The organism is Halorubrum sp. F4, assembly GCF_027257195.1.
GTDB lineage: Archaea > Halobacteriota > Halobacteria > Halobacteriales > Haloferacaceae > Halorubrum.
On record NZ_JAPDFS010000002.1, the window covers coordinates 617,150 to 634,884 of the forward strand.

The 17,735-nt window shown below is 70.3% G+C and carries 21 protein-coding genes and 2 tRNA genes; 14 read left to right on the forward strand and 9 right to left on the reverse strand.

Annotated elements, in window-relative coordinates; all coding sequences use genetic code 11:
- Nucleotides 1-13: 13 nt before the first annotated feature.
- The 3 genes from OKW78_RS07900 to OKW78_RS07910 all read right to left on the reverse strand — a co-directional run bounded on the left by OKW78_RS07900 (nucleotide 14) and on the right by OKW78_RS07910 (nucleotide 3,304).
- A complete protein-coding gene (locus tag OKW78_RS07900) occupies nucleotides 14-1,099 on the reverse strand; it encodes a PhnD/SsuA/transferrin family substrate-binding protein (RefSeq protein ID WP_281194643.1) in 1,086 nt (361 codons plus the stop codon).
- 107 nt (nucleotides 1,100-1,206) lie between these two features.
- Nucleotides 1,207-1,866: a uracil-DNA glycosylase family protein gene (locus tag OKW78_RS07905; RefSeq protein WP_281194644.1), complete on the reverse strand. Its 660-nt coding sequence runs from the start codon at nucleotides 1,864-1,866 to the stop codon at nucleotides 1,207-1,209.
- Between the two features lie 49 nt (nucleotides 1,867-1,915).
- Nucleotides 1,916-3,304, reverse strand: coding sequence for a glycerate kinase (locus OKW78_RS07910; RefSeq protein WP_281194645.1), 1,389 nt, complete (start codon nucleotides 3,302-3,304; stop codon nucleotides 1,916-1,918).
- Between the two features lie 164 nt (nucleotides 3,305-3,468).
- Here OKW78_RS07910 and OKW78_RS07915 point away from each other — a divergent pair, with 164 nt between their 5' ends.
- Nucleotides 3,469-5,082: a molybdopterin-dependent oxidoreductase gene (locus tag OKW78_RS07915; RefSeq protein WP_281194646.1), complete on the forward strand. Its 1,614-nt coding sequence runs from the start codon at nucleotides 3,469-3,471 to the stop codon at nucleotides 5,080-5,082.
- On the opposite strand, the gene OKW78_RS07920 is transcribed toward OKW78_RS07915, so the two are convergent.
- Nucleotides 5,071-5,679, reverse strand: coding sequence for a DUF99 family protein (locus OKW78_RS07920; protein ID WP_281194647.1), 609 nt, complete (start codon nucleotides 5,677-5,679; stop codon nucleotides 5,071-5,073). The genes OKW78_RS07915 and OKW78_RS07920 overlap by 12 nt on opposite strands.
- A gap of 18 nt (nucleotides 5,680-5,697) precedes the next feature.
- On the reverse strand, nucleotides 5,698-5,880 hold the full coding sequence (locus tag OKW78_RS07925; protein ID WP_122103902.1) for a DUF5786 family protein: 183 nt from the start codon (nucleotides 5,878-5,880) through the stop codon (nucleotides 5,698-5,700).
- A 130-nt stretch (nucleotides 5,881-6,010) separates the two neighbouring features.
- On the opposite strand from OKW78_RS07925, the gene OKW78_RS07930 reads away from it, so the two are divergent.
- The 6 genes from OKW78_RS07930 (at nucleotide 6,011) to OKW78_RS07955 (ending at nucleotide 10,984) form a co-directional block, all read left to right on the forward strand.
- On the forward strand, nucleotides 6,011-6,637 hold the full coding sequence (locus OKW78_RS07930; RefSeq protein ID WP_281194648.1) for an MBL fold metallo-hydrolase: 627 nt from the start codon (nucleotides 6,011-6,013) through the stop codon (nucleotides 6,635-6,637).
- A 49-nt stretch (nucleotides 6,638-6,686) separates the two neighbouring features.
- Complete coding sequence (locus tag OKW78_RS07935; protein ID WP_281194649.1) at nucleotides 6,687-8,198, forward strand: stage II sporulation protein M; 1,512 nt, start codon at nucleotides 6,687-6,689, stop codon at nucleotides 8,196-8,198.
- A 93-nt stretch (nucleotides 8,199-8,291) separates the two neighbouring features.
- Complete coding sequence (locus OKW78_RS07940) at nucleotides 8,292-8,732, forward strand: Hsp20/alpha crystallin family protein (RefSeq protein ID WP_281194650.1); 441 nt, start codon at nucleotides 8,292-8,294, stop codon at nucleotides 8,730-8,732.
- Between the two features lie 121 nt (nucleotides 8,733-8,853).
- Nucleotides 8,854-9,279, forward strand: coding sequence for an Hsp20/alpha crystallin family protein (locus tag OKW78_RS07945; protein ID WP_281194651.1), 426 nt, complete (start codon nucleotides 8,854-8,856; stop codon nucleotides 9,277-9,279).
- 161 nt (nucleotides 9,280-9,440) lie between these two features.
- Entirely contained in the window at nucleotides 9,441-10,121 is a 681-nt protein-coding gene (gene pcm / locus OKW78_RS07950; protein WP_281194653.1) for a protein-L-isoaspartate O-methyltransferase, read from the forward strand.
- 50 nt (nucleotides 10,122-10,171) lie between these two features.
- A complete protein-coding gene (locus tag OKW78_RS07955; protein ID WP_281194654.1) occupies nucleotides 10,172-10,984 on the forward strand; it encodes a protein-L-isoaspartate O-methyltransferase in 813 nt (270 codons plus the stop codon).
- A gap of 15 nt (nucleotides 10,985-10,999) precedes the next feature.
- Here OKW78_RS07955 and OKW78_RS07960 read toward each other — a convergent pair whose 3' ends face one another.
- Nucleotides 11,000-11,455, reverse strand: coding sequence for a carboxypeptidase regulatory-like domain-containing protein (locus OKW78_RS07960; protein ID WP_281194739.1), 456 nt, complete (start codon nucleotides 11,453-11,455; stop codon nucleotides 11,000-11,002).
- A gap of 147 nt (nucleotides 11,456-11,602) precedes the next feature.
- On the opposite strand from OKW78_RS07960, the gene OKW78_RS07965 reads away from it, so the two are divergent.
- The 4 genes from OKW78_RS07965 to OKW78_RS07980 all read left to right on the forward strand — a co-directional run bounded on the left by OKW78_RS07965 (nucleotide 11,603) and on the right by OKW78_RS07980 (nucleotide 13,926).
- Nucleotides 11,603-12,706 (forward strand): ATP-binding protein, encoded by a 1,104-nt coding sequence (locus OKW78_RS07965; RefSeq protein WP_281194655.1) that lies wholly within the window; start codon nucleotides 11,603-11,605, stop codon nucleotides 12,704-12,706.
- 76 nt (nucleotides 12,707-12,782) lie between these two features.
- Nucleotides 12,783-13,130, forward strand: a complete 348-nt coding sequence (locus tag OKW78_RS07970; protein ID WP_281194656.1) for a CrcB family protein — start codon at nucleotides 12,783-12,785, stop codon at nucleotides 13,128-13,130.
- Nucleotides 13,127-13,489, forward strand: coding sequence for a CrcB family protein (locus OKW78_RS07975; protein WP_281194657.1), 363 nt, complete (start codon nucleotides 13,127-13,129; stop codon nucleotides 13,487-13,489). The genes OKW78_RS07970 and OKW78_RS07975 overlap by 4 nt, the downstream gene beginning before the upstream one ends.
- Nucleotides 13,490-13,536: 47 nt before the next feature.
- The gene (locus tag OKW78_RS07980; RefSeq protein WP_281194658.1) at nucleotides 13,537-13,926 is read left to right on the forward strand and encodes a hypothetical protein; all 390 of its coding nucleotides are present in this window, start codon (nucleotides 13,537-13,539) and stop codon (nucleotides 13,924-13,926) included.
- A gap of 40 nt (nucleotides 13,927-13,966) precedes the next feature.
- Here OKW78_RS07980 and cca read toward each other — a convergent pair whose 3' ends face one another.
- Nucleotides 13,967-15,331 carry a CCA tRNA nucleotidyltransferase gene (gene cca / locus OKW78_RS07985; protein WP_281194660.1) on the reverse strand — a complete coding sequence of 455 codons (1,365 nt, stop codon included), beginning with the start codon at nucleotides 15,329-15,331 and terminating at the stop codon, nucleotides 13,967-13,969.
- A gap of 121 nt (nucleotides 15,332-15,452) precedes the next feature.
- Here cca and OKW78_RS07990 point away from each other — a divergent pair.
- The 3 genes from OKW78_RS07990 to OKW78_RS08000 all read left to right on the forward strand — a co-directional run bounded on the left by OKW78_RS07990 (nucleotide 15,453) and on the right by OKW78_RS08000 (nucleotide 16,209).
- Nucleotides 15,453-15,562: transfer RNA gene (locus OKW78_RS07990), tRNA-Asn, on the forward strand.
- Between the two features lie 62 nt (nucleotides 15,563-15,624).
- Nucleotides 15,625-16,089, forward strand: coding sequence for a group I intron-associated PD-(D/E)XK endonuclease (locus OKW78_RS07995; protein WP_281194661.1), 465 nt, complete (start codon nucleotides 15,625-15,627; stop codon nucleotides 16,087-16,089).
- A 44-nt stretch (nucleotides 16,090-16,133) separates the two neighbouring features.
- A tRNA-Ile gene (locus OKW78_RS08000) sits at nucleotides 16,134-16,209 on the forward strand.
- A 27-nt stretch (nucleotides 16,210-16,236) separates the two neighbouring features.
- On the opposite strand, the gene OKW78_RS08005 is transcribed toward OKW78_RS08000, so the two are convergent.
- Nucleotides 16,237-17,103, reverse strand: a complete 867-nt coding sequence (locus tag OKW78_RS08005; protein ID WP_281194662.1) for a TIGR01548 family HAD-type hydrolase — start codon at nucleotides 17,101-17,103, stop codon at nucleotides 16,237-16,239.
- A gap of 103 nt (nucleotides 17,104-17,206) precedes the next feature.
- Nucleotides 17,207-17,698, reverse strand: a complete 492-nt coding sequence (locus tag OKW78_RS08010; protein ID WP_281194663.1) for a UPF0146 family protein — start codon at nucleotides 17,696-17,698, stop codon at nucleotides 17,207-17,209.
- Between the last annotated feature and the right edge of the window lie 37 nt (nucleotides 17,699-17,735).

Below are 17,735 nucleotides of genomic sequence, written 5' to 3' on the forward strand. Positions count from 1 at the left end.
AACGGACCGTCGCTCAGAGGTCCGCCCAGTCGAGTCCGAGCTCCTGACCGAGCTCGGCGACCGGGTCGAAGTCCTCGACGGTCGCCTCCACGACGCCGCTGAACCAGAGTTCGTGGTCCGAGACCAGCTCGACCTCCCGTAACTGTTCCTCGGACAGCTCCTCTTCGTCCATCTCGAGGAGTTCCGGATCGACGTTGAGCGCCTCGGCGATGTCCGCCTGTGAGTCGTGTTCGAACGCCTCCTGCGGGGCGTCGATCATCAGCTGTCGGAGGTCGTCCTTGAGGGACTCCTCCCACGCGGCGTTGCTCACGATCGGTGCTCGCGGGATCGGATCGGAGACGGCAAGCAGCTGAAGCTCGGGGTCGCGTTCACCCGCGCCGTCGTACTCGGCGGAAACGTCGACGAAGTCCTGGGACATCTCGTCGAACTGCTCCTGGGGAACGTGTGCGGCCGTCGAGAACGCACCCGTCCCCGCGGCGGCGATCCGGTCGTCCTCGATGAGCTGTTCCCGTGCGGTCGTGTGGTCCGAAGTCCGAAGATCGAAGTCCTCCGGCGAGCCGCTCGGCGCGCTGCCGATGTCCAACCCTGCCTGTCGGAGCATCAAGAGCGGGAACAGCGTCCCGGAGACGGAGGTCGGCGCCGCGGACGCGACGACCTCGCCCTCGAGGTCCGCTAGCGACTCGATGTCGCTGTCCGCTCGCGTCGTGATGAGCGAGAAGTACTGTTCCGCGCCGTAGGCCACTCGCATTCCGGTCACGTCGAGCTCTTCGGGGATCTGCGCGACCGCACCCGGGGAGGTGTCCGCGAAGATCCGGTCACCCTCCTCCGCACGACGGAGCTCCTGTGCCGTCCCGGAGTAACTCGCGGTCGGCTGCTCGACGATCTCCACGTCGGCTTCCGACTCGAGGTACTCGAAGAGGGGTTGGTACTGGACCTGAATGTCGATCTCCTCTTCGGCCGGGTTCATGACCCAGGTCACTTCCGTCGCAGAGCTTCCGATGTCACCGGTGCCGGAACACCCGGCGAGTGCGGTTACGCCGCCCGCCCCCGCTGTCTTGACAAACGTCCGCCGGTTCGCCGACCACCTGTTGTCGGACATACAGGCGGGTGTTTCGCTCTCGTGACTAATCGTTTTCTATGTTTTCCACCGATATCGCCCCTGAAAACCATACTCACACGGATTCGATCCGATCGACCGACGGACCGTCAGAACTCGCCGAGCCGCGACTGGCCGCCGGAGCCACCGTCGTCGTCCGAGACGATCCCGCACAGTGCGCCCGCCCGGGCGATCGTCTCGAAGAATCCCTCCCGCTGGCTCCGGTCGTACAGCGTCGCCGCCGGATGGACCGACAGCAGGACTCGCCGGGAGGTCCCGCCGATCCTGGCGTCGACGACGTCGCCCGACTCGGACGTGATCCCCACCGATCGGTCGAGGAGGTGTTCGCTCGGCACCTTTCCCAGCGTGACGATCAGTTCGGGGTCGAGCCCGCCGATCTCCGCCTCGAGATGGCCGCGACAGTTGGCCAACTCCTCGGTCGTCGGGTCGCGGTTCTCCGGGGGACGACACCGCACGCAGTTCGTGATCCGAACGTCGGCGCGCGCGAGCCCCGCGTCCCGCAACGCCTCGTCGAGGACGTCGCCGGAGCGCCCGACGAACGGCTCCCCCCGCTCGTCCTCGTTCGCGCCGGGCCCCTCGCCGACGAGGAGCAGATCGGCGTCAGTCGGGCCGACGCCCTCGACGATCCGGCTCCGCGACTCGACCAGCGCCGGACACCGCTGGCAGGACCCCACACGCAGGTCCGCGTCGAGCGTGCCGTCCGCGTCGACGCCGCCGCCCGCAACGTTCCCGTCTCCGTCCTCGCTCATGGCCTCGACTGCGAGTGCCGGAGACATAAGTCCGAACGATCGTCGGCGGTCACTCCCGCCTCGTGACGACGACCGCCCGGAGGTCGTTCACGTTCGTCCCGGTCGGGCCGGTCCGGAGCAGCGCGTCGGCCTCCGCCAACAGCGGGGCCACGTCGTGCCGGGAGAGCGCGTCGCGCGCGGCCGGCGTCGAGAGCGTCGCGGCGTCCACGATCCCGCCGGCGGCGTCGCTCGCCCCGTCGATCCCGTCGGTGTCGACGCTCGCGACGACCACCCCCTCGCGTTCGAGTTCGATCCCCGCGCTCGCGACGAACTCCGCGTTCGGTCCGCCGGAGCCGGTCTCGATGGGGTCGCCGTCCGTCCCCCCCGTGAGCGTCACCGTCGTCTCCCCGCCCGTGAGCAACACCGCGGGCGGGGCGACCGGACGGCCGTCGACGACGCACGCCTCGGCCAGCGCGGCGTGCTCCCGACCCGCGTCACGGGCCTCGCCGACCACGTCGTCCGCCAGGACGACCGCGTCGTATCCGCGGTCGGCCGCGGCAGTCGCGGCCGCGTCGAGGGCGGTCCGCGCGTTGCCGACCACGAACGTCCGGGTCCCGTCGAACGCCGGATCGCCCGCGGCCGGCGTCTCGGGACGCTCGCCGTCGGCCCCCGCACGGAGGCGATCGCGAACCGTCGCCGGCGCGTCGATCCCGTAGCGCTCCAGGGTCGCGAGCGCGTCGTCGTACGTCGACGTGTCGGGGACGGTCGGGCCGCTGCCGATCACGGCGGGGTCGTCGCCGACCACGTCGCTCACGGCGAGCGTCACGACGGTGGCAGGGGCCGCGATCCGGGCGAGCTGCCCGCCCTTGACCGCCGAGCAGTGTTTCCTGACGGCGTTGATCTCATCGATCGACGCGCCGCAGGCGAGCAGGGCGTCGGTGAGTTCACGGAGGTCGTCGACGCCGATGGGGGCGGCCGGCGCGGCGAGGAGCGCGCTCGCGCCGCCCGTGACGACCGCGAGGACGAGGTCGTCGGGGCCGGCGGCCGCCGCGACATCGACGATGCGTCGTGCGTGCTCGACGCCACGCTCCGTCGGGAGCGGGTGGTCGCCGGGAAGGACGTCGAACGGACGTTCCTCCTCCGATTCTCCCGGCTCGTCGGCGATCACCACCCCGCCGTCGAGTCGGTCGCCGAGTCGGTCCGCGAGCGCGGCCGCCGTTCCTTCGGCGGCCTTGCCGGCCCCGACGAGCCGGACCGTCTCGTACGCGTCGAGGTCGTACTCGCCAATCGTTCCGTCGACGCCGGCGACGCGGAGGGTCCCGCCGGCCACTGAGACGGCGTCGGCGACGACGTTCTCCGGGAGCGCGGCCTCGATCCCCGCGGCGAGGCAGTCGAGCGCGACGCCGTGAGCCGGGGTCCGGGCGATCCGCTCGCGGTCGCGGAAGGTCACGTCGGTCATGCCGAAGGCGTGATCGGCGGGACACAAATAGCCGTACATTGGTCGGACGGCTCGCCGGATGGACGTGAACACGACCGAATCCGCCGATCCACACGTCTCTCCTTCCGGACCTCAGCGGTGTCCGGACCCGACACGTTATGTGCTAACAGCCGAACATAGGGTAGATGGAGGACCCGCCACCGACCCCTTCCGAAGGAACACCCGCCGACCGCGACGAGGGGAGCGACGCCCCCGACCGGGAGACGGTCGTCCGCCGGGCGTTGGGCGGGGCCGTCGTCGGCGCGGCGTGGCTCGCGGGGCTGTTCGCCGCCGCGCCGCTCGTCGGCGGGTTCGGGATCGAGCCGGTCGCCGAGGCGGTCATCGCCGTCTCGCCCGGCTGGCTCTCGACGATCGCGATCGATCTGCTCGGGTTCTACGCGACGCCGACGCTCGTGGCCGCCCTGGTCGTCGGGGGCGTCGCCGCGAGCGCGGCCGTCGGGGTCCTGGTCCCGATCGCGGTCGAACGGGCGGGGAAGCCGTCGATCGGGGAGCGACTCCGGGCGAGGACCGGCACCGCGGTCGCGGCGGTCGCCGTCCTCGCGACCGTACCGCTACTGCTCGCCGCCGGGGCGACACCCTCGGGCGGTTTCGTCGTCGGGACCCTCGTCGCTGTCGGACCGCCGGCGCTCGTCGCCCGCGGACTCCCACGGACCGACCGACTCCGGGGGCGCCGTGGGTTCCTCCGGCGCGTCGGCGGGCTGTCGGTCGCCGGGGGCGTCCCGCTCGCTGGGCTCCGATTGGTGTTCGACCGGCTGGGCGGGCCGGAGGAAAGCGAGCGCGTGGGCGCGCCGCTGGAGCGATCGGTCTCGCCCCCGACGGGGGATCCCGCGTTCGACTTCGGCGGGATGCCGCCGGCGGTCACCTCGCCGGCCGAGCACTACGTCGTCGACGTCAACGTGAACCCGCCGATACTCGACCCCGAGGCGTGGAGCCTCGACGTCGACGGCGCGGTCGCGGAGCCGTACTCGCTCGCGTACGACGACCTCGTGGGACACGAGGATCGCCTCGAGCAGACGACGACGATGGTGTGCATCTCCAACGAGGTCGGCGGCGACCTGATCGGGACGGCCCACTGGACGGGGGTCCAGCTGTCCGACCTCGTGGCGGCGGCGGGGCCCGCGGAGGGCGCGGTCGACGTGGTCACGCACGCGGCCGACGGGTACAGCGAGGCGATCCCGATGGGGATCGTCGAACGGGAGGACGTCCTGATCGTCTACGGGATGGGCGAGCGAACGCTGGAGACGGAGCACGGGTTCCCGGCCAGACTGCTCGTCCCCGGCCGGTACGGGATGAAGATGACGAAGTGGATAGAGCGGATCGAGGTCTCGGGCGTCGACCACGAGGCCTACTGGGAGGACCGCGGCTGGGACGAGGAGGCGGTCGCCAACACGATGTCGTACGTCCGGACCGGAAAGCGCGACGGCGACCGGATCGTCGTGGGCGGCGTCGCCTTCGGCGGGTTGGAGACCGGGATCGAGGAACTGGCGGGCGTCGAGGTCAGCGTCGACGGCGGGGAGACGTGGAACGAGGGTGAACTGGAGGAGCCGATCGCCCCGCACGCGTGGCGCCGCTGGCGGTACGCGTTCGACGCACCCGACCGGAGCGAGTTCGACGTCATCGTCCGCGCGGTCCGGCGCGACGGGACGGTCCAGACCGAGGAACGGACGGGACCGCGCCCGGGCGGGTCGACGGGGTGGCACCGGACGACCGTCGAGGTCGAACCGAACTCAGGGGGGTAACGAGTCGTCCGGGATCGCCTCCCGGTGGGCGCTGGCCGCGATCGACGCGACCCGGAGGGGTTCGGGCCGGCGAAACCCCTCGCGAACGAGGGATCGAACGATCGCGGCGGCGCGGTCGTCGTCGATGCCGACGGCGCGAACGAAGAGGGGAGCCGCCGAGCCGGACTCCGGATCCGCCGCCCCGGAGTCGTCGAGCGGGACCCGCCGCCGGGGCGGCAACGACCGATAGACGGCCAGCCGCTCGGCGAGGTCCTCGCCGTCGAACGCCCCGTGGAGCGCGGGCTCGAGTCCTGGACTCGCCTCGTAGCTCACCGCGGAAACGGGACGGTCGAGTTCCTCGTGGAGCCGGCAGAGGTCGACGAGGTTGAACCAAGCGGGCGCGACGCCGGCGAGACAGAGGTGTCGGACGTCCTCGCGACCCGACTCGGCGACGAGGTCGACGATGGCGTCGGTGGCGTCGCTGCCGCCGACGGTACACGCCCCGTAAGCCAATCCGTCGAGAGCGTCGTCGGACCTGAGAATCGCGCCGGCGATCCGACTCACGCGGTCCCCGTCGGAGAAGGCGACGCCGAGCGTCCGGCTCGGTAGGTCACTCACGACGCTGCGGACTCGCCGTCACGTCTCCTCGGATTTGATCTCCTTGAGCCGGTCGAGCAGCTCGTCGTTCGACGCGCCGGGCTCGTACTCGACGGACCCGTCGTGGGTCTCCTGGGCGGCTTGGACCCCGTCGTCGTCGTCGAAGTCCGCGTCCAGGTCCTGATTCTCCTGTTCGGATTCGTCGTAGCTCCCGAAGCCCATTGTACATGGATGTAGAATACCGTAGCGTATAAATCCCGGGGCGGGTTAGGCTCAAGGCTATCGCTCCAGAGAGGTTCACCGGTCGCCGTCGGCGCACACGTTTTTGTCCGACGGGACGGGTACTGTGTACATGGAGCCGATCACCGTCACCGCCGACGCCGAGGCGTTCACCTGTAACGCGTACCTGGTTCCCGGGGAGGCTACTACCCTCGTCGACGCGGGGACCATGCCGGGAGTCACCGACGTCATCGCCGAGCACGTCGACGAGCTCGATCGCGTCGTGCTCACGCACCAACACCACGACCACGTCGGCGAGCTAGACGCCGTCCTCGACCGGTTCGAGCCACGACTGCTCGCGGCCGCCGACCACCCGCGCCGAGACGTGGCGATCCGCGACGGCGACGAGGTGCTCGTCGGAAGCGAGCCGTGTACGGTCGTGGAGACGCCCGGCCACGCCGACGACCACGTCTCGCTGGTGGGCGAGGAGCGCGTCTACACCGGCGACGCGGTCGTCTACAACGACGGCGCGTTCGAGGACGGCTCGTTCGGCCGGACCGACATGGCCGGCCAGTCGCGCGAGCGCCTGATCGAGAGCCTCCACGCGCTGCTCGACCGGCTCCCCGACTCGGTCGAGGCGATGTACCCGGGTCACGGCGACCCCTATCGAGCGAGCGAGGGGTCGGACACGGTCCGAGAGGTGATCGAACGCGCGACCGAGCGGGCCGAGCGACGCGAGCCGAAGTACCCGGACGAGTAGCGGCTTTGCGGCACGCGTTCTTAAGTGTCACACGGACGAACCGGTGGACATGGACCTGTCGACGGCGGTCACCGCTACCGTTTCGACCCTCCGACGGCGACCGGCGGATCTCCTCCCGTTCTACTTCCTCGGAACGGCCGTCCCCGTCATCGCCCGCACCGCCCTCCTCCTCGCGCTCGCCGGCGCGTACCTCCACGCCGAACTCACGGGCGGGATCGACGCCGTCCGGGACGCGCTCGCGGAGGCCGACCTGACGCCGCCGAACCTCGAAGACCCGGAGGCCGTGGAGCGGTGGGCCGAGGGGCTGGTCCCCGCGTTCGAACCGCTCGTCTCGCCGACCGCGGTCGCGATCGTCGTCGCGGGAGTGGCCACGGCCGTCCTGATCTCGGTTCTCGCGTACGCGGCGGTTTCGGCCGGCCAGATGAGCGCCGTGGCCGCCAGACTCCGGAGCAAGCGGGGGTTAACCGTGGGGATCGCCGGCGTCCGGGATCGCTGGCTGACGTTCCTCGGACTGTACGTCGCGGAACTCCTGTTGTGGCTGGGCGTGGTCCTGCTCACGAGCGTCGCCGTCGGCGTCGCCGCGCTCGTCGGCGGCCCGCTGGTCGGGGCCGTCGTCGGGCTCGGGGCGCTCCTGGTCGGCGGCGCGGCGCTGGCGCTCGTCCGGATCGTCTTCGCGTTCGCCCCCGCGGCGATCGTCGTCGACGACGCCGGCGTGTTCGGCGCGGTCGAGGGCGCGGGCGGGTTCGTCCGCTCGAACCCGGTCGACGCCATCGCCTACCTCGTCGTCGCCGTCGGCGTCCTCGTCGCGATCTCCTCGGCCGCGTCCGCCCTGGCGTTCCTCGGCGGCGGCGCGGTCGTCGCGCTCGCCAGCGCGGTCGTCGCCGCGCCGGCGCTCGACCTCCTGAAGACCGTCCTCTACGGCGACCACCGCGGCGCGGTCGATCCCGTCGACCCGCCGGAGGCGAGCGTCCGTGCGCAGTTCACCGGCGGAGTCCGTCGCAGCATGGCCGAGACGCGCGTCTTCGTCCGGCGGACGCCGGGCACCCACCTGCTCGTCGTCGCCGTCGGCGTCGCGGGCGGCGTCGCGGGCTGGATGCTCGCCGAGCCGTTCGTCGGGGTCGTCCCGACCTCGATCGAGGCGCGGCTCGCGGGGCATCTCCCGCCGGCCGCCGCCCTCGAGTTCTTCGGGAACAACTGGACGGTGACGATCGCCACGGCGTTCGGCGGGATCGCGCTCGTCCTCCCCGCGCTCTCCTCGATCGCGTTCAACGGCCTCGCGCTCGGCGCGGTCGCCGCGCTGGAGGGGAACCTCCCCGCGCTCGTCGCGTTCGTGATCCCGCACGGGCTCCTCGAGATCCCGGCGATCGTCGTCTCGGGCGCGCTCGGGGTCCGGCTGGGCGTCGTCGCCTGGCGGGCGTTTCGGGGGCGGCTGAGCCGCGTCGGGTTCGCGGACGCGGTCGAGAACGCGTTCTGGGTGACCGTCGGGATCGGCGTCGTCCTCGCGGTCGCCGCCCTCATCGAGGGCTTCTTCAGCCCGTACTACTGGCGTCCGTTCCTCTAGACCGCCCTGCGATCGACTCTCCATCCGAGACACGCTCCGTCTCGCGACGGCCGACCACACGTTCAAGTCGGTCGAGCGCGAATCCTGACCCGTATGACCCGACGCGATCCCTTCAGCGACATCGAGGAGCTGTTCGAGCGCATGGACCGCGAACTCGGGAAGCTCGGAGCGGGTCTGGACGTCCCCGCCTCCTCGAACGTCTCCGTCGATCTGATCGAGACCGACGAGGAACTGACCGTGCTCGCCGACCTCCCGGGGTTCGACGACGACGAGATCAGCGTGGAGCTCAGAGACGAGACGCTCACCGTCGCGGCGACGCCGAGCGGTGCGGAGGAGGACGACGTCGACGAGGCCGACGACGATCGATACCACCTCCGCGAGCGACGTCACGGGGCGATCTCCCGGCGGATCCCGTTGCCGGCGGCGGTCGAGCCGGACGCCGCGACCGCCGCGTACGACGCCGGCGTGCTCACGGTCACCCTACCGAAGCGGTCCGCGTCGGAAGAGAGCGGTCACCGTATCGACGTCAGCTGACAGAGGTTCCGACCGAGGTTCCGACCGGTTTCCGACCGAGATCGGAACGTAGCACGCCTGGCGCTAGCAACCGTCCATCGCCGTTTAATACCTCAGCGCGCCTTTCAGAGGGTGATCAGCAATGAACAGATCCAATCCCTTCGAGGAGATAGAGCAGTTCTTCGGGCGAACGCCGTTCGGCGAGGAATGGACGGGGAAACGGGAGCTCCGAACCGCGGACGTCGACGTGGCCGAGTACGACGACGAGGTCGTCGTGATGGCGGATCTGCCCGGCTACGACCGCGAGGACATCGACGTCCACGCCGACGACGGCCGGCTCACGATCCGTGCCGAGCGCGACGCCGAACGCGAAACCGAGGACGGAGAGACCGAGCACCGCTATCTCCGCCGTGAGCGGCGTCACGAGTCCGTGACTCGGACGATCGACCTCCCGAGCGGCGTGGACCCGGAGGGCGCGGTGGCGACGTACCGGAACGGCGTCCTCACCGTCACGCTGCCCAGCAAGCGGGACGACGGCGAGGACGGCCACCGGATCGACATCGAGTAGAACGCCGGACCGACGCCGATCGGAACCGTTTGATCCGAACCGTTCCGTTCGACAGATTTCGGCGACGTATCACGGATCGGACCCGCCACGGGGCGGATCCGCCCGAACTCCCTCCGTTTTTCGTCGACAGATTCTCCACCGCCGGAGTGTTAGTGTATGTCATGGACGACGCCGACTACGACGCGGAGCGTCGACGGCTCGTCGAGCACCTCCGGCGGCGGACCGACGTGAGCGACCGGGTCCTGTCGGCGATCGCCGCGGTCCCCCGACACGAGTTCGTCCCGGAGGAGGATCGCGGACGCGCGTACGCGGACCGGCCGCTGCCGATCGGCCACGGGCAGACGATAAGCGCGCCGCACATGGTGGCGGTCATGACCGACCTCCTCGAGGTCGCCACCGGCGATCGGGTGTTCGAGATCGGCACGGGCTGTGGCTATCACGCCGCCGTCGTCGCCGAGATCGTCGGCGACGGGAACGTCTACAGCGTCGAGTACGTCCCGGAGCTCGCCGACGCCGCCGGGGAGCGTCTCCGGCGGTTAGGGTACGACGTGACCGTTCGATCCGGGGACGGCCGGACCGCGTTCGAGGACCACACGCCGTTCGACGCGGCGTACCTGACCTGCGCCGCTCCCGAGGGCGTCCCCGACGGGATCGCGGAGCGAGTGCGCGAGGACGGCCACGTCGTTGCCCCTGTGGAGTCCGGCGCGCGCGCGAACGGGCTCCTCGGCCGCGCCGTCGGAGGCCGTTCCGGCGGGAGTCAGCGACTCGTCCGCCTGACCGTCCGCGACGACGGCGTCGACCGCGAGGACCACGGCGCGGTGCGGTTCGTCCCGATGAAGTGATCCCCCGAGCGGAGCGTGCGGTTTTAGACCACGGACCACCCAGAACGGGCATGGACGAAGCGGCGCTCCGGGCGGACATGATCGAAGGGCTCGAACACCAGCTCGGCGAGCCCCTCGGGGCGGCGGTGCTGTCGGCGCTCCAGGCGGTCCCTCGAGAGGCGTTCGTGGACGACACGCCATACGCGAACGACGCGAGCGAGGAGGCGGGAACGCGAGCGCTCGCGCCCGCGACCGTCGCGCGGATGCTCACGGCGCTGGGCGCCGAGGACGGCGACGACGTGCTCGTCGTCGGCGCGGGGATCGGTTACACGAGCGCCGCGCTCGCCGAGATCGTCGGGGCACGTCACGTCCACGCGATCGACATCGACCGACGGGCCGTCCACCTCGCCCGCTCGAACCTCGCGGACGCGGGCTACGGCGCCGTCCTCGTCGACCGCCGCGACGGCGCGAGCGGGCTCCCGGAGTACGCGCCGTACGACCGGATCCTCGTCGAGGCGGCCGTCGTGACGCCGCCGCGGGCGCTTCGCGATCAACTCGGAACGGACGGGCGGATCGTGTACCCGCGTGGGGCCGCGGACCAGACGATCGCCGCCATCGAACCGGGCGAGGACGCGTCGTCCGAAACCGGCGACGAGGGGGCGACCGGAACCGACCGCCGGAGGAGGGACGACCCCGCGCCCGACGGCTTCGCGACCGTCGAGGAGGCGGGTCCCGCGCGGCTTCGCCCGATGCTCGTCGACGGCGAGCAGGCTGGCGTCGAGCGGAACCGGACGCGCCGCGAGGACGCCGAGTTCGCCGAACGGGGATACTTCGCGAAGACCGGCTGGGAACAGGAGTGGATCGACTGGGACGACCGGATCTGATAACCGGCGTCGACCCTACTCCGAGACGACGAGCACCTCGGTGTTACTGCGGTCGTCGACGAAATCGCTTCCCGCGGGCGGTTTGACGTCGATGGAGAGCGTCCCGTCGAGCTGGTTCGGTCCCAGCTTCGGCGACACGTCGACGCTTGCTATCCCGTCCTCTCCGGACTTCGCGGTGGCGAGTCCGTCCAGCCGCGCGGAGCCGCCGCGAACGATCACCGTCGCGTCCGAGACGCGGTTCCCCTCCGGATCGACGACCGCGACGTCGAGCGTCTGTGACCCCGGCGACGTCACCTCCGGTTGTGGCTGTGCGTCCACCTCCGTCGACGAGAGACCGTCGATGTCGCCGATCATCCCCATCATCACGCTGAGACTCGCGACGCCGACGACGAGCGCGATCACCAGTCTGACCGGTAACCCCTCGATCGCGCGGCGGTCGGCGAGAAACGATCCGGCATGCGTCTCGGGCATCGACGTGTCCGACTTCGAGTCGAGCATACGACCGGTGGCCGCGGATTAGGATATAAGGAGTCGGTGTACGGAGACCGAACGCCGCGGGAGCCGCATCGAACGCACCGCCACACGACACCTTATATTCGGTAGCGCGCGATCCCCCGCATGAACGTACTCGGACGTGCCGACGCGGAGATCGGGTCGGGGACGCGCTCGCCCGCGACAGTCCGTCTCGGGTCCTTTCTGGCGCGAGACGGGAGCGACGGTGCGGCCGTCGGGATCGACGCCGACTCTCCGCACGCGGCGGTGGTGTTCGGGAAGCGCGGCACCGGAAAGTCGTACACGCTCGGGGTCCTCGCGGAGGGGCTCGCGGACGCGACCGGCGTGGCTCCCGTCGTAGTCGATCCGATGGGCGTGTTCGGCGGGCTGACGGAGGCCGGGGGACGGGTCCTCGAGCCGGTCGTTCGGCCGACCGCGCTCCCGGCCACGGTCTGGCCCGACCTCCTCGGGCTCGATCCCGCCGGCGGCCCCGGGAGCCTCCTGTGGCGGGTCGTCGCCGACGCGGTCGAAGCGGCGGAGGACGACGGGACCTCCCCGTCGATCGAGTCGCTTCGGTGGGCCGTCTCGGAGGCCGACGCTCCCGATCGGACGCGTCGAGCGGTCCGGAACCACCTCCGATTGGCCGAGTCGTGGGGCGTCTTCGACGCGACGGCTCCGCCGGTCACGTCGCTCGCCGCGAACGGCGATCCCGCGGTGCTCGATCTGTCCGGCGTTCCCGAGGCCGCTTCCGGGGCGGTCGTTCGCGCGGTCGCCCGCGGGTTGTACGACGCGCGGGTGGACGGGAGCGTCGACCGGCTTCCCTGGCTGCTCGTCGACGAGGCCCACGCGTTCTTCGACGGCGTCGCCGATCCGGCGCTGTGGACGCTGTTGACGCGGGGGCGTGCGCCCGGCGTGTCGCTCGTCTGTGCGACCCAGCGCCCGAGCGCGTTGCCGAGCGTCGCGGTCTCGCAGTCCGACCTCCTCGTAGCACACCGGCTCACGGCGGGTCCGGACGTCGACGCGTTGGCGACGGCGGAGGCGACGTACCTCGACGACGACCTCGCCACCCGACTACCGACCGGAACCGGCGAGGCGCTCGTCGTCGACGACGCGAGCGAGACGGCCCACACGGTCCGCGTGCGGGAGCGGCGAACGCCACACGGCGGCGGAGATCCGCGCGCCGGCGACACGAAGGCAGCACGGACCGAAGGGACGGGACGAACCGGATGAACGCCCCGCCGGACCGAGCGAGGGCGTGGCCGATACACATCACAACGCCCAACCCGATCCGCTCGGTGACACGGACATGGAACGGACGATCTTCGGGGTCGGGCTCGTCGCGCTCGGCGGGTTCGTCGGCGCGCTGGCACGGCACGGCGTCGACGTCGCCGCCGGCGACGTGACCGGATTCGGCACGCTCGTCGTGAACGTCGTCGGATCGTTCGCCCTCGGGTACCTGGTCACGCGGACGGTCGGTCCGCGAACACGGCTCCTCGTCGGGACCGGCGTGATCTCGTCGTTCACCACGTACAGCACGTTCGCGACCGATGCGGTCACGCTCGGAACGGTCGCCGGAACTACCTACGTCGCCGTCAGCTACGGGCTCGGGTTCGCGGCCGCGCTCGCCGGTCTCGCCGTCGGAGGGCGACGATGACGCCGGTGAGCCCGTTCATCGGGGCGCTCGCGGTCGGCCTCGGCGGCGCGGCGGGCGCGACGTGTCGCCACCTGGTCGGACTCGCAGTTTCCGGCCGCCGGTCGCTCGTGATAGTGAACACCCTCGGGAGCCTCGCGCTCGGTGCCGTGCTCGCCGCACCGGTCGGCTCCCTGATCGCCCTTTCGCTCGGCGTCGGGTTCTGCGGCGCGTTCACGACGTTCTCGTCGTTCGCGGTCGAGACGGTCACGACCGCCGAGAGCGGGGAGACCGGCGTCGCCGTCGGGTTCGCCCTCGGCGTCCTTCTCGCATCGATCGGTGCGGTCCTCGTCGGATCGACGCTCGTGCTCGCGGGGACGTAGAACGGGGGAGAGAACGGACGGCGTGCGATCCCCGAGGACGGCGTCTCGTGACGACGACGGGAGCCGAACGGAGCGACAGTTACAGGGCGGACGGAACCGTACGAGACGACGTGAACGACGACGCCGACGGATCGACGGCGCCCCCGGGTGAGGACGGCGAATCCGGGATCGGCGATCCGACCGAGACGGACGCACCGAGCGGCGTCGCCGACGTCGACTTCGCGGACCTGTCGCTGCCACAGCGGCTGTTCGTCGCGGCCGTCCAGAACCCGACGCGGGGCGTCGTGATCGCGGTGCTGTTCGCGTTCGCGTTCTCGTTTTACATCGCGCTCTGGATGGCGTTTCCTCGGGTCGGCGCGCTGTTTTCCGCCGTCGGCGTCGTCGTCGTTCTCGTCCTACTCGGGATATACTACCTGGTAGGTCACGTCCTCGATTGATCCGGGTTCGTCCGCGGTCGACTCGGGTTCCGTCCCGATCTCAGGGATGGGGTTCGTAGAACTCCCGGAGTTCCCTTCCGAACCGGTCGGCGAGCGTCGCCACGGCGTCGCCGACGAGGACGTCGCGATCCGCGAACGCCGGCTCTATCTGCGCGCCGAGCGCGATGTCGCCGGCTGCGTCGCTCTCGAGGTACTCGCGGACCGTCGTGAACTCCCGTTCGCGCTCGACGACGTATCGGTCGCCCTCGATGAACGGCCCGTAGGTGTCCGGGTCGACGTCGTCGGCGTACGACTCGTAGAACCGGTCGGCGTGTTTCCGCACGGCGACCGGCGGGCCCTCGTGGCGCTCGACCGCCGGCCGGGTCGGCGTCTCGACCTCGACGTACAGGGCCGCCCGTTCCCGGTCGTCACCGACCATCGCCCGCGAGCGGAGCGCGTCGAACCCGCGTTCGTCGAGCCCGCGAACGGTCCCGTCGAGCGACCGGCGGAGCTGGGGCCACAGCTGGTCGTCGACGACGTCGGGAGCGTCGAGGACGACCGCGACCGGCGTCGTCTCGCGTCTATCGAGGTGGTCACGGACCGCTCCCGCGTCGAGCGGATCGGCCGTCCGCGGTTCGAACAGCCCCTCGCGGGGGTTCGCGATCAGGTCGCGGGCGTAGTGTTGGAACCGCGCCAGATTCGCCGACGACAGCACCGCCGCGACGTTCCGCGTCGGGTCCGTCGGGTCGACGACGACGAGCGGGTCCTCGAACGTCCGTTCGGCGTGACCCTCCGGATCGAACTCCATCGGCGGATGCCAGCTCCGGGCGGACTCGACGAGCGGGCGGAACCCACCGAGCTCGGCGACGAGCAGCTCGGTGAGGTATCCCGAGAAGCCCTCGGTCCGGAGGTCACTGCCGTACGCGCCGATCCCCTTCAGGAACGCCTTCGCGAGGACCACGTCGCCGGCGAGGTCGTCGTCGAGCCGCGCCGAGAGGTACGCATCGTGGAAGGGAGTGCGGTCGACCGCGGAGATCAACTCGCTCGCCTCGTCCACGTCGTGACAGGGGACCAGATCGACGTCGAAGCCGTCGTACGTCCCCTTCACGTAGGGGTGTTCGGCGTACTCCTCGTGGCCGTCGGGAAGGACCGCGTGGCCCACCGCGAGCCCGTACTCCTCGAGCTGCTCGCGGTCGATGTCGGCCGGGAATCGAACGAAGAGGTCGATGTCACGATCGCCGGAGACCCACGTCCCGCGTGCGGTCGAACCCACCCGGACCACGTCGGCCTCGACCGGGAGGTCGTCGATCGCCGCCCGGGTGCGCTCGGTCAGCTCGACGGCCGTCTCCCGAAGCCGTTCGCGTTCCTCCGCGTCCGGGAGGACGCGAGCGCGGACGTGCGACAGCACCGCGTCGAGGTCGGCCATACGCCGGCTTCTCGCGGTCCGTCCGAAAGCGTGTCGGTCGTCGTGGGAGGAGAGCGGGTCACCGGTCCGAGTCGGGCGGAAACGAAAGCCCTATCAAATCCAGTCGAGTATCCCGAACTGAGCCGAAGTAGCTCAGTTGGTAGAGCGCCTCGCTGTTACGACGGTCGGTGGACGGTTCCCCCGAACGTCACAGTCACGAGGCGGTCCCAGGTTCGAGTCCTGGCTTCGGCGCTTCCTTTCCACGTTTCTAAGTACAACCACGCGTCTTGTACGATGACGACTCGAAGCGTCGTATGTCGCGTTTCGAGCAGTACGATCGGCTCGGAGAACCGCAGAAACGTGGACAGGCCACGGAGGCGATCGTCACGGCGGAGCTGATCGCCCGCGACGTTTCCGTACTCACGCCGGCGTACGACAACGAACCGTACGATCTCGTCGTTAAGATCGACGACGAGTTCTATCGGCTACAAGTCAAAACGGCGTACGATAGCAAAAACGATGGTGCGGTGGAATTCCGAACCCGGAGCGTCCGGACCAAAAGCGAGGGATACGAACGGGAGGGCTACGACGGGAAGATCGATTTCTTCGCCGTCTTGAACGTTCGAACAGAGGAGGTGTATCTCGTTTCGATCGAAGACGCCGGAGCGGCAGCGACCACGATCCGGTACGAACCCGCCGCGAACAACAACCGGTCGAACGTCAACTGGCACACGGAGTACCGACTCGATACGGTCCTCGCCCGGATCCGATCGGAGTAATGCGGTAATCTAAAGAACGTCCCTCGTATATCGGGGATCGACGCGGGCCTTTAGCTTAGTCTGGCTCAAAGCTCTCCGCTCATAACGGAGCGATCGCCGGTTCAAATCCGGCAAGGCCCACTTCTCGCGGCTCGCGAATTCCGTCCGCTACTCCAACAGCTCCCCCAGCTCGTTCACGTCCGGGAGCACCGCGTCGGCACCGGCGTTGGCGAACTTCTCCCGTCCCGACTCGCCCGTGAGCCCGCCCGTGAGCACGCCGATAGCGTAGTAGACGCGCTCGCCGTCCTCGCGGTCCGCGTTGCGGGCGGTCCGCACGTCGTCGAGGGTGTCGCCGGCGAACGCGATCCGGTCGGCGTCGAACCGCTCGGCGAGTTCGACGAGCGCCCGCGGATGCGGCTTCCCCTCCTCCCAGTCGTCCATGGTGAACCGGTGACGATCGGGGACGTCGAGGCCGACGCGGTCGAGCGCGATCTCGGCCTCCGCGGCGGGACGTCCCGTCAACACGCCAACGTCGAACCGCTCGGTCAACGCGTCGATCGTCGCCGGCTCGACGAGCGTGGGCTCGTCGTGGATGTAGCCCGTCGTCGCCACCGGCGGGTCGCCGCCCTCGAGCTCGCGGTACAGCTCCTCGCCGAGGTACAGCGCCTGGAACACGGCGTGGAGGCGGTCGGTGTCCCACTGGTCGCGGACCCGCGCCTGTGCGACGTCGGGAAGGTCGGCGACGACGCGTTTCGCCGCCTCCAGTCCGCCCGCCTCGTCGGCGGCGATCCGGTTCGTGAAGGTCTCGACGTCCATCCGGAGTCCTTCGCGGCGGGCTACCACGAAAAGCGCGGCCGCGTACGTCAGCTCCCAGTCGTTGTTGAACCCGCCGGCGTCCTTGAACGACTGGATCGCCTCGCGGTCGATCGTCCTGCCGCACACGCGGTCGACCGACTCGATGATCGCCCGGCGGTAGGAGTCCGCGACGTCGACCAGCACTCCGTCGATATCGAGCACGACAGCGTCGACCTGCATACCCGTAGGCCGGCAGGGGGAGAAATGAACGTTCGGGTTCCCGCGGTTCGCTCCGCGGACGGCGCTCCCGACCGCGGAGGGTCGTCGCGTCCACGGAAACCGATCACGGGGAAGGATCCGCGATCGAGCGTGCGACGTACAGCGTCGTATCCGGCAGCGACCGGCGTTCGACGGGGACGACCGGCTCCTCGAACCCGAGCGTGGTGAACAGGCAGGCGGCGTCGAGTCGGCGCGCCAACGCGACGGTGGGACGTTGAAGCTCCGCCGGGAGGCGGCGGGCGTACACCGCGTCGACCCCGTCGCTCGTGCCGAGCGAGGACGAGGGGTCGGGCGCGTCCGCGAGCACGACCACGTCGCCGTGGCGGACGCGAAGCGAGCCCCGAGGAACCGTATTCGCGTCCTCGGTCGATCCGGCCACGTGATCGTCCCCGCCGCTACCGTCGATCGCGACGTCGGCGACGTCGATGGCGGTCACGTCACGACCTCGATCGGCGAGGTCCTCGGCGACGCCGAGGCGGTCGCCGCAACCGACCTCCAGGAGCCGGTCGAACCGCTCGAGTTCGGCCACGAGCGCACGACGTGAGGTAGATGCCACGGCGGGAGGTTTATGACCGCGGCGGGCAAAAGTCGTT

What these genes read in the sequence shown, in the direction of transcription:
- OKW78_RS07935 (WP_281194649.1), top strand. Translation starts at nt 6,687, where the DNA reads ATGGACCTGTCGACGGCGGTCACCGCTACCGTTTCGACCCTCCGACGG.
- OKW78_RS07975 (WP_281194657.1), top strand. Translation starts at nt 13,127, where the DNA reads ATGACGCCGGTGAGCCCGTTCATCGGGGCGCTCGCGGTCGGCCTCGGC.
- OKW78_RS07915 (WP_281194646.1), top strand. Translation starts at nt 3,469, where the DNA reads ATGGAGGACCCGCCACCGACCCCTTCCGAAGGAACACCCGCCGACCGC.
- OKW78_RS07960 (WP_281194739.1), bottom strand. Translation starts at nt 11,455, where the DNA reads ATGCCCGAGACGCATGCCGGATCGTTTCTCGCCGACCGCCGCGCGATC.
- OKW78_RS07970 (WP_281194656.1), top strand. Translation starts at nt 12,783, where the DNA reads ATGGAACGGACGATCTTCGGGGTCGGGCTCGTCGCGCTCGGCGGGTTC.
- OKW78_RS07955 (WP_281194654.1), top strand. Translation starts at nt 10,172, where the DNA reads ATGGACGAAGCGGCGCTCCGGGCGGACATGATCGAAGGGCTCGAACAC.
- OKW78_RS08005 (WP_281194662.1), bottom strand. Translation starts at nt 17,103, where the DNA reads ATGCAGGTCGACGCTGTCGTGCTCGATATCGACGGAGTGCTGGTCGAC.
- OKW78_RS07995 (WP_281194661.1), top strand. Translation starts at nt 15,625, where the DNA reads ATGTCGCGTTTCGAGCAGTACGATCGGCTCGGAGAACCGCAGAAACGT.
- OKW78_RS07910 (WP_281194645.1), bottom strand. Translation starts at nt 3,304, where the DNA reads ATGACCGACGTGACCTTCCGCGACCGCGAGCGGATCGCCCGGACCCCG.
- OKW78_RS07965 (WP_281194655.1), top strand. Translation starts at nt 11,603, where the DNA reads ATGAACGTACTCGGACGTGCCGACGCGGAGATCGGGTCGGGGACGCGC.
- OKW78_RS07930 (WP_281194648.1), top strand. Translation starts at nt 6,011, where the DNA reads ATGGAGCCGATCACCGTCACCGCCGACGCCGAGGCGTTCACCTGTAAC.
- pcm (WP_281194653.1), top strand. Translation starts at nt 9,441, where the DNA reads ATGGACGACGCCGACTACGACGCGGAGCGTCGACGGCTCGTCGAGCAC.
- OKW78_RS07940 (WP_281194650.1), top strand. Translation starts at nt 8,292, where the DNA reads ATGACCCGACGCGATCCCTTCAGCGACATCGAGGAGCTGTTCGAGCGC.
- OKW78_RS07905 (WP_281194644.1), bottom strand. Translation starts at nt 1,866, where the DNA reads ATGAGCGAGGACGGAGACGGGAACGTTGCGGGCGGCGGCGTCGACGCG.
- OKW78_RS07945 (WP_281194651.1), top strand. Translation starts at nt 8,854, where the DNA reads ATGAACAGATCCAATCCCTTCGAGGAGATAGAGCAGTTCTTCGGGCGA.
- cca (WP_281194660.1), bottom strand. Translation starts at nt 15,331, where the DNA reads ATGGCCGACCTCGACGCGGTGCTGTCGCACGTCCGCGCTCGCGTCCTC.
- OKW78_RS07925 (WP_122103902.1), bottom strand. Translation starts at nt 5,880, where the DNA reads ATGGGCTTCGGGAGCTACGACGAATCCGAACAGGAGAATCAGGACCTG.
- OKW78_RS07900 (WP_281194643.1), bottom strand. Translation starts at nt 1,099, where the DNA reads ATGTCCGACAACAGGTGGTCGGCGAACCGGCGGACGTTTGTCAAGACA.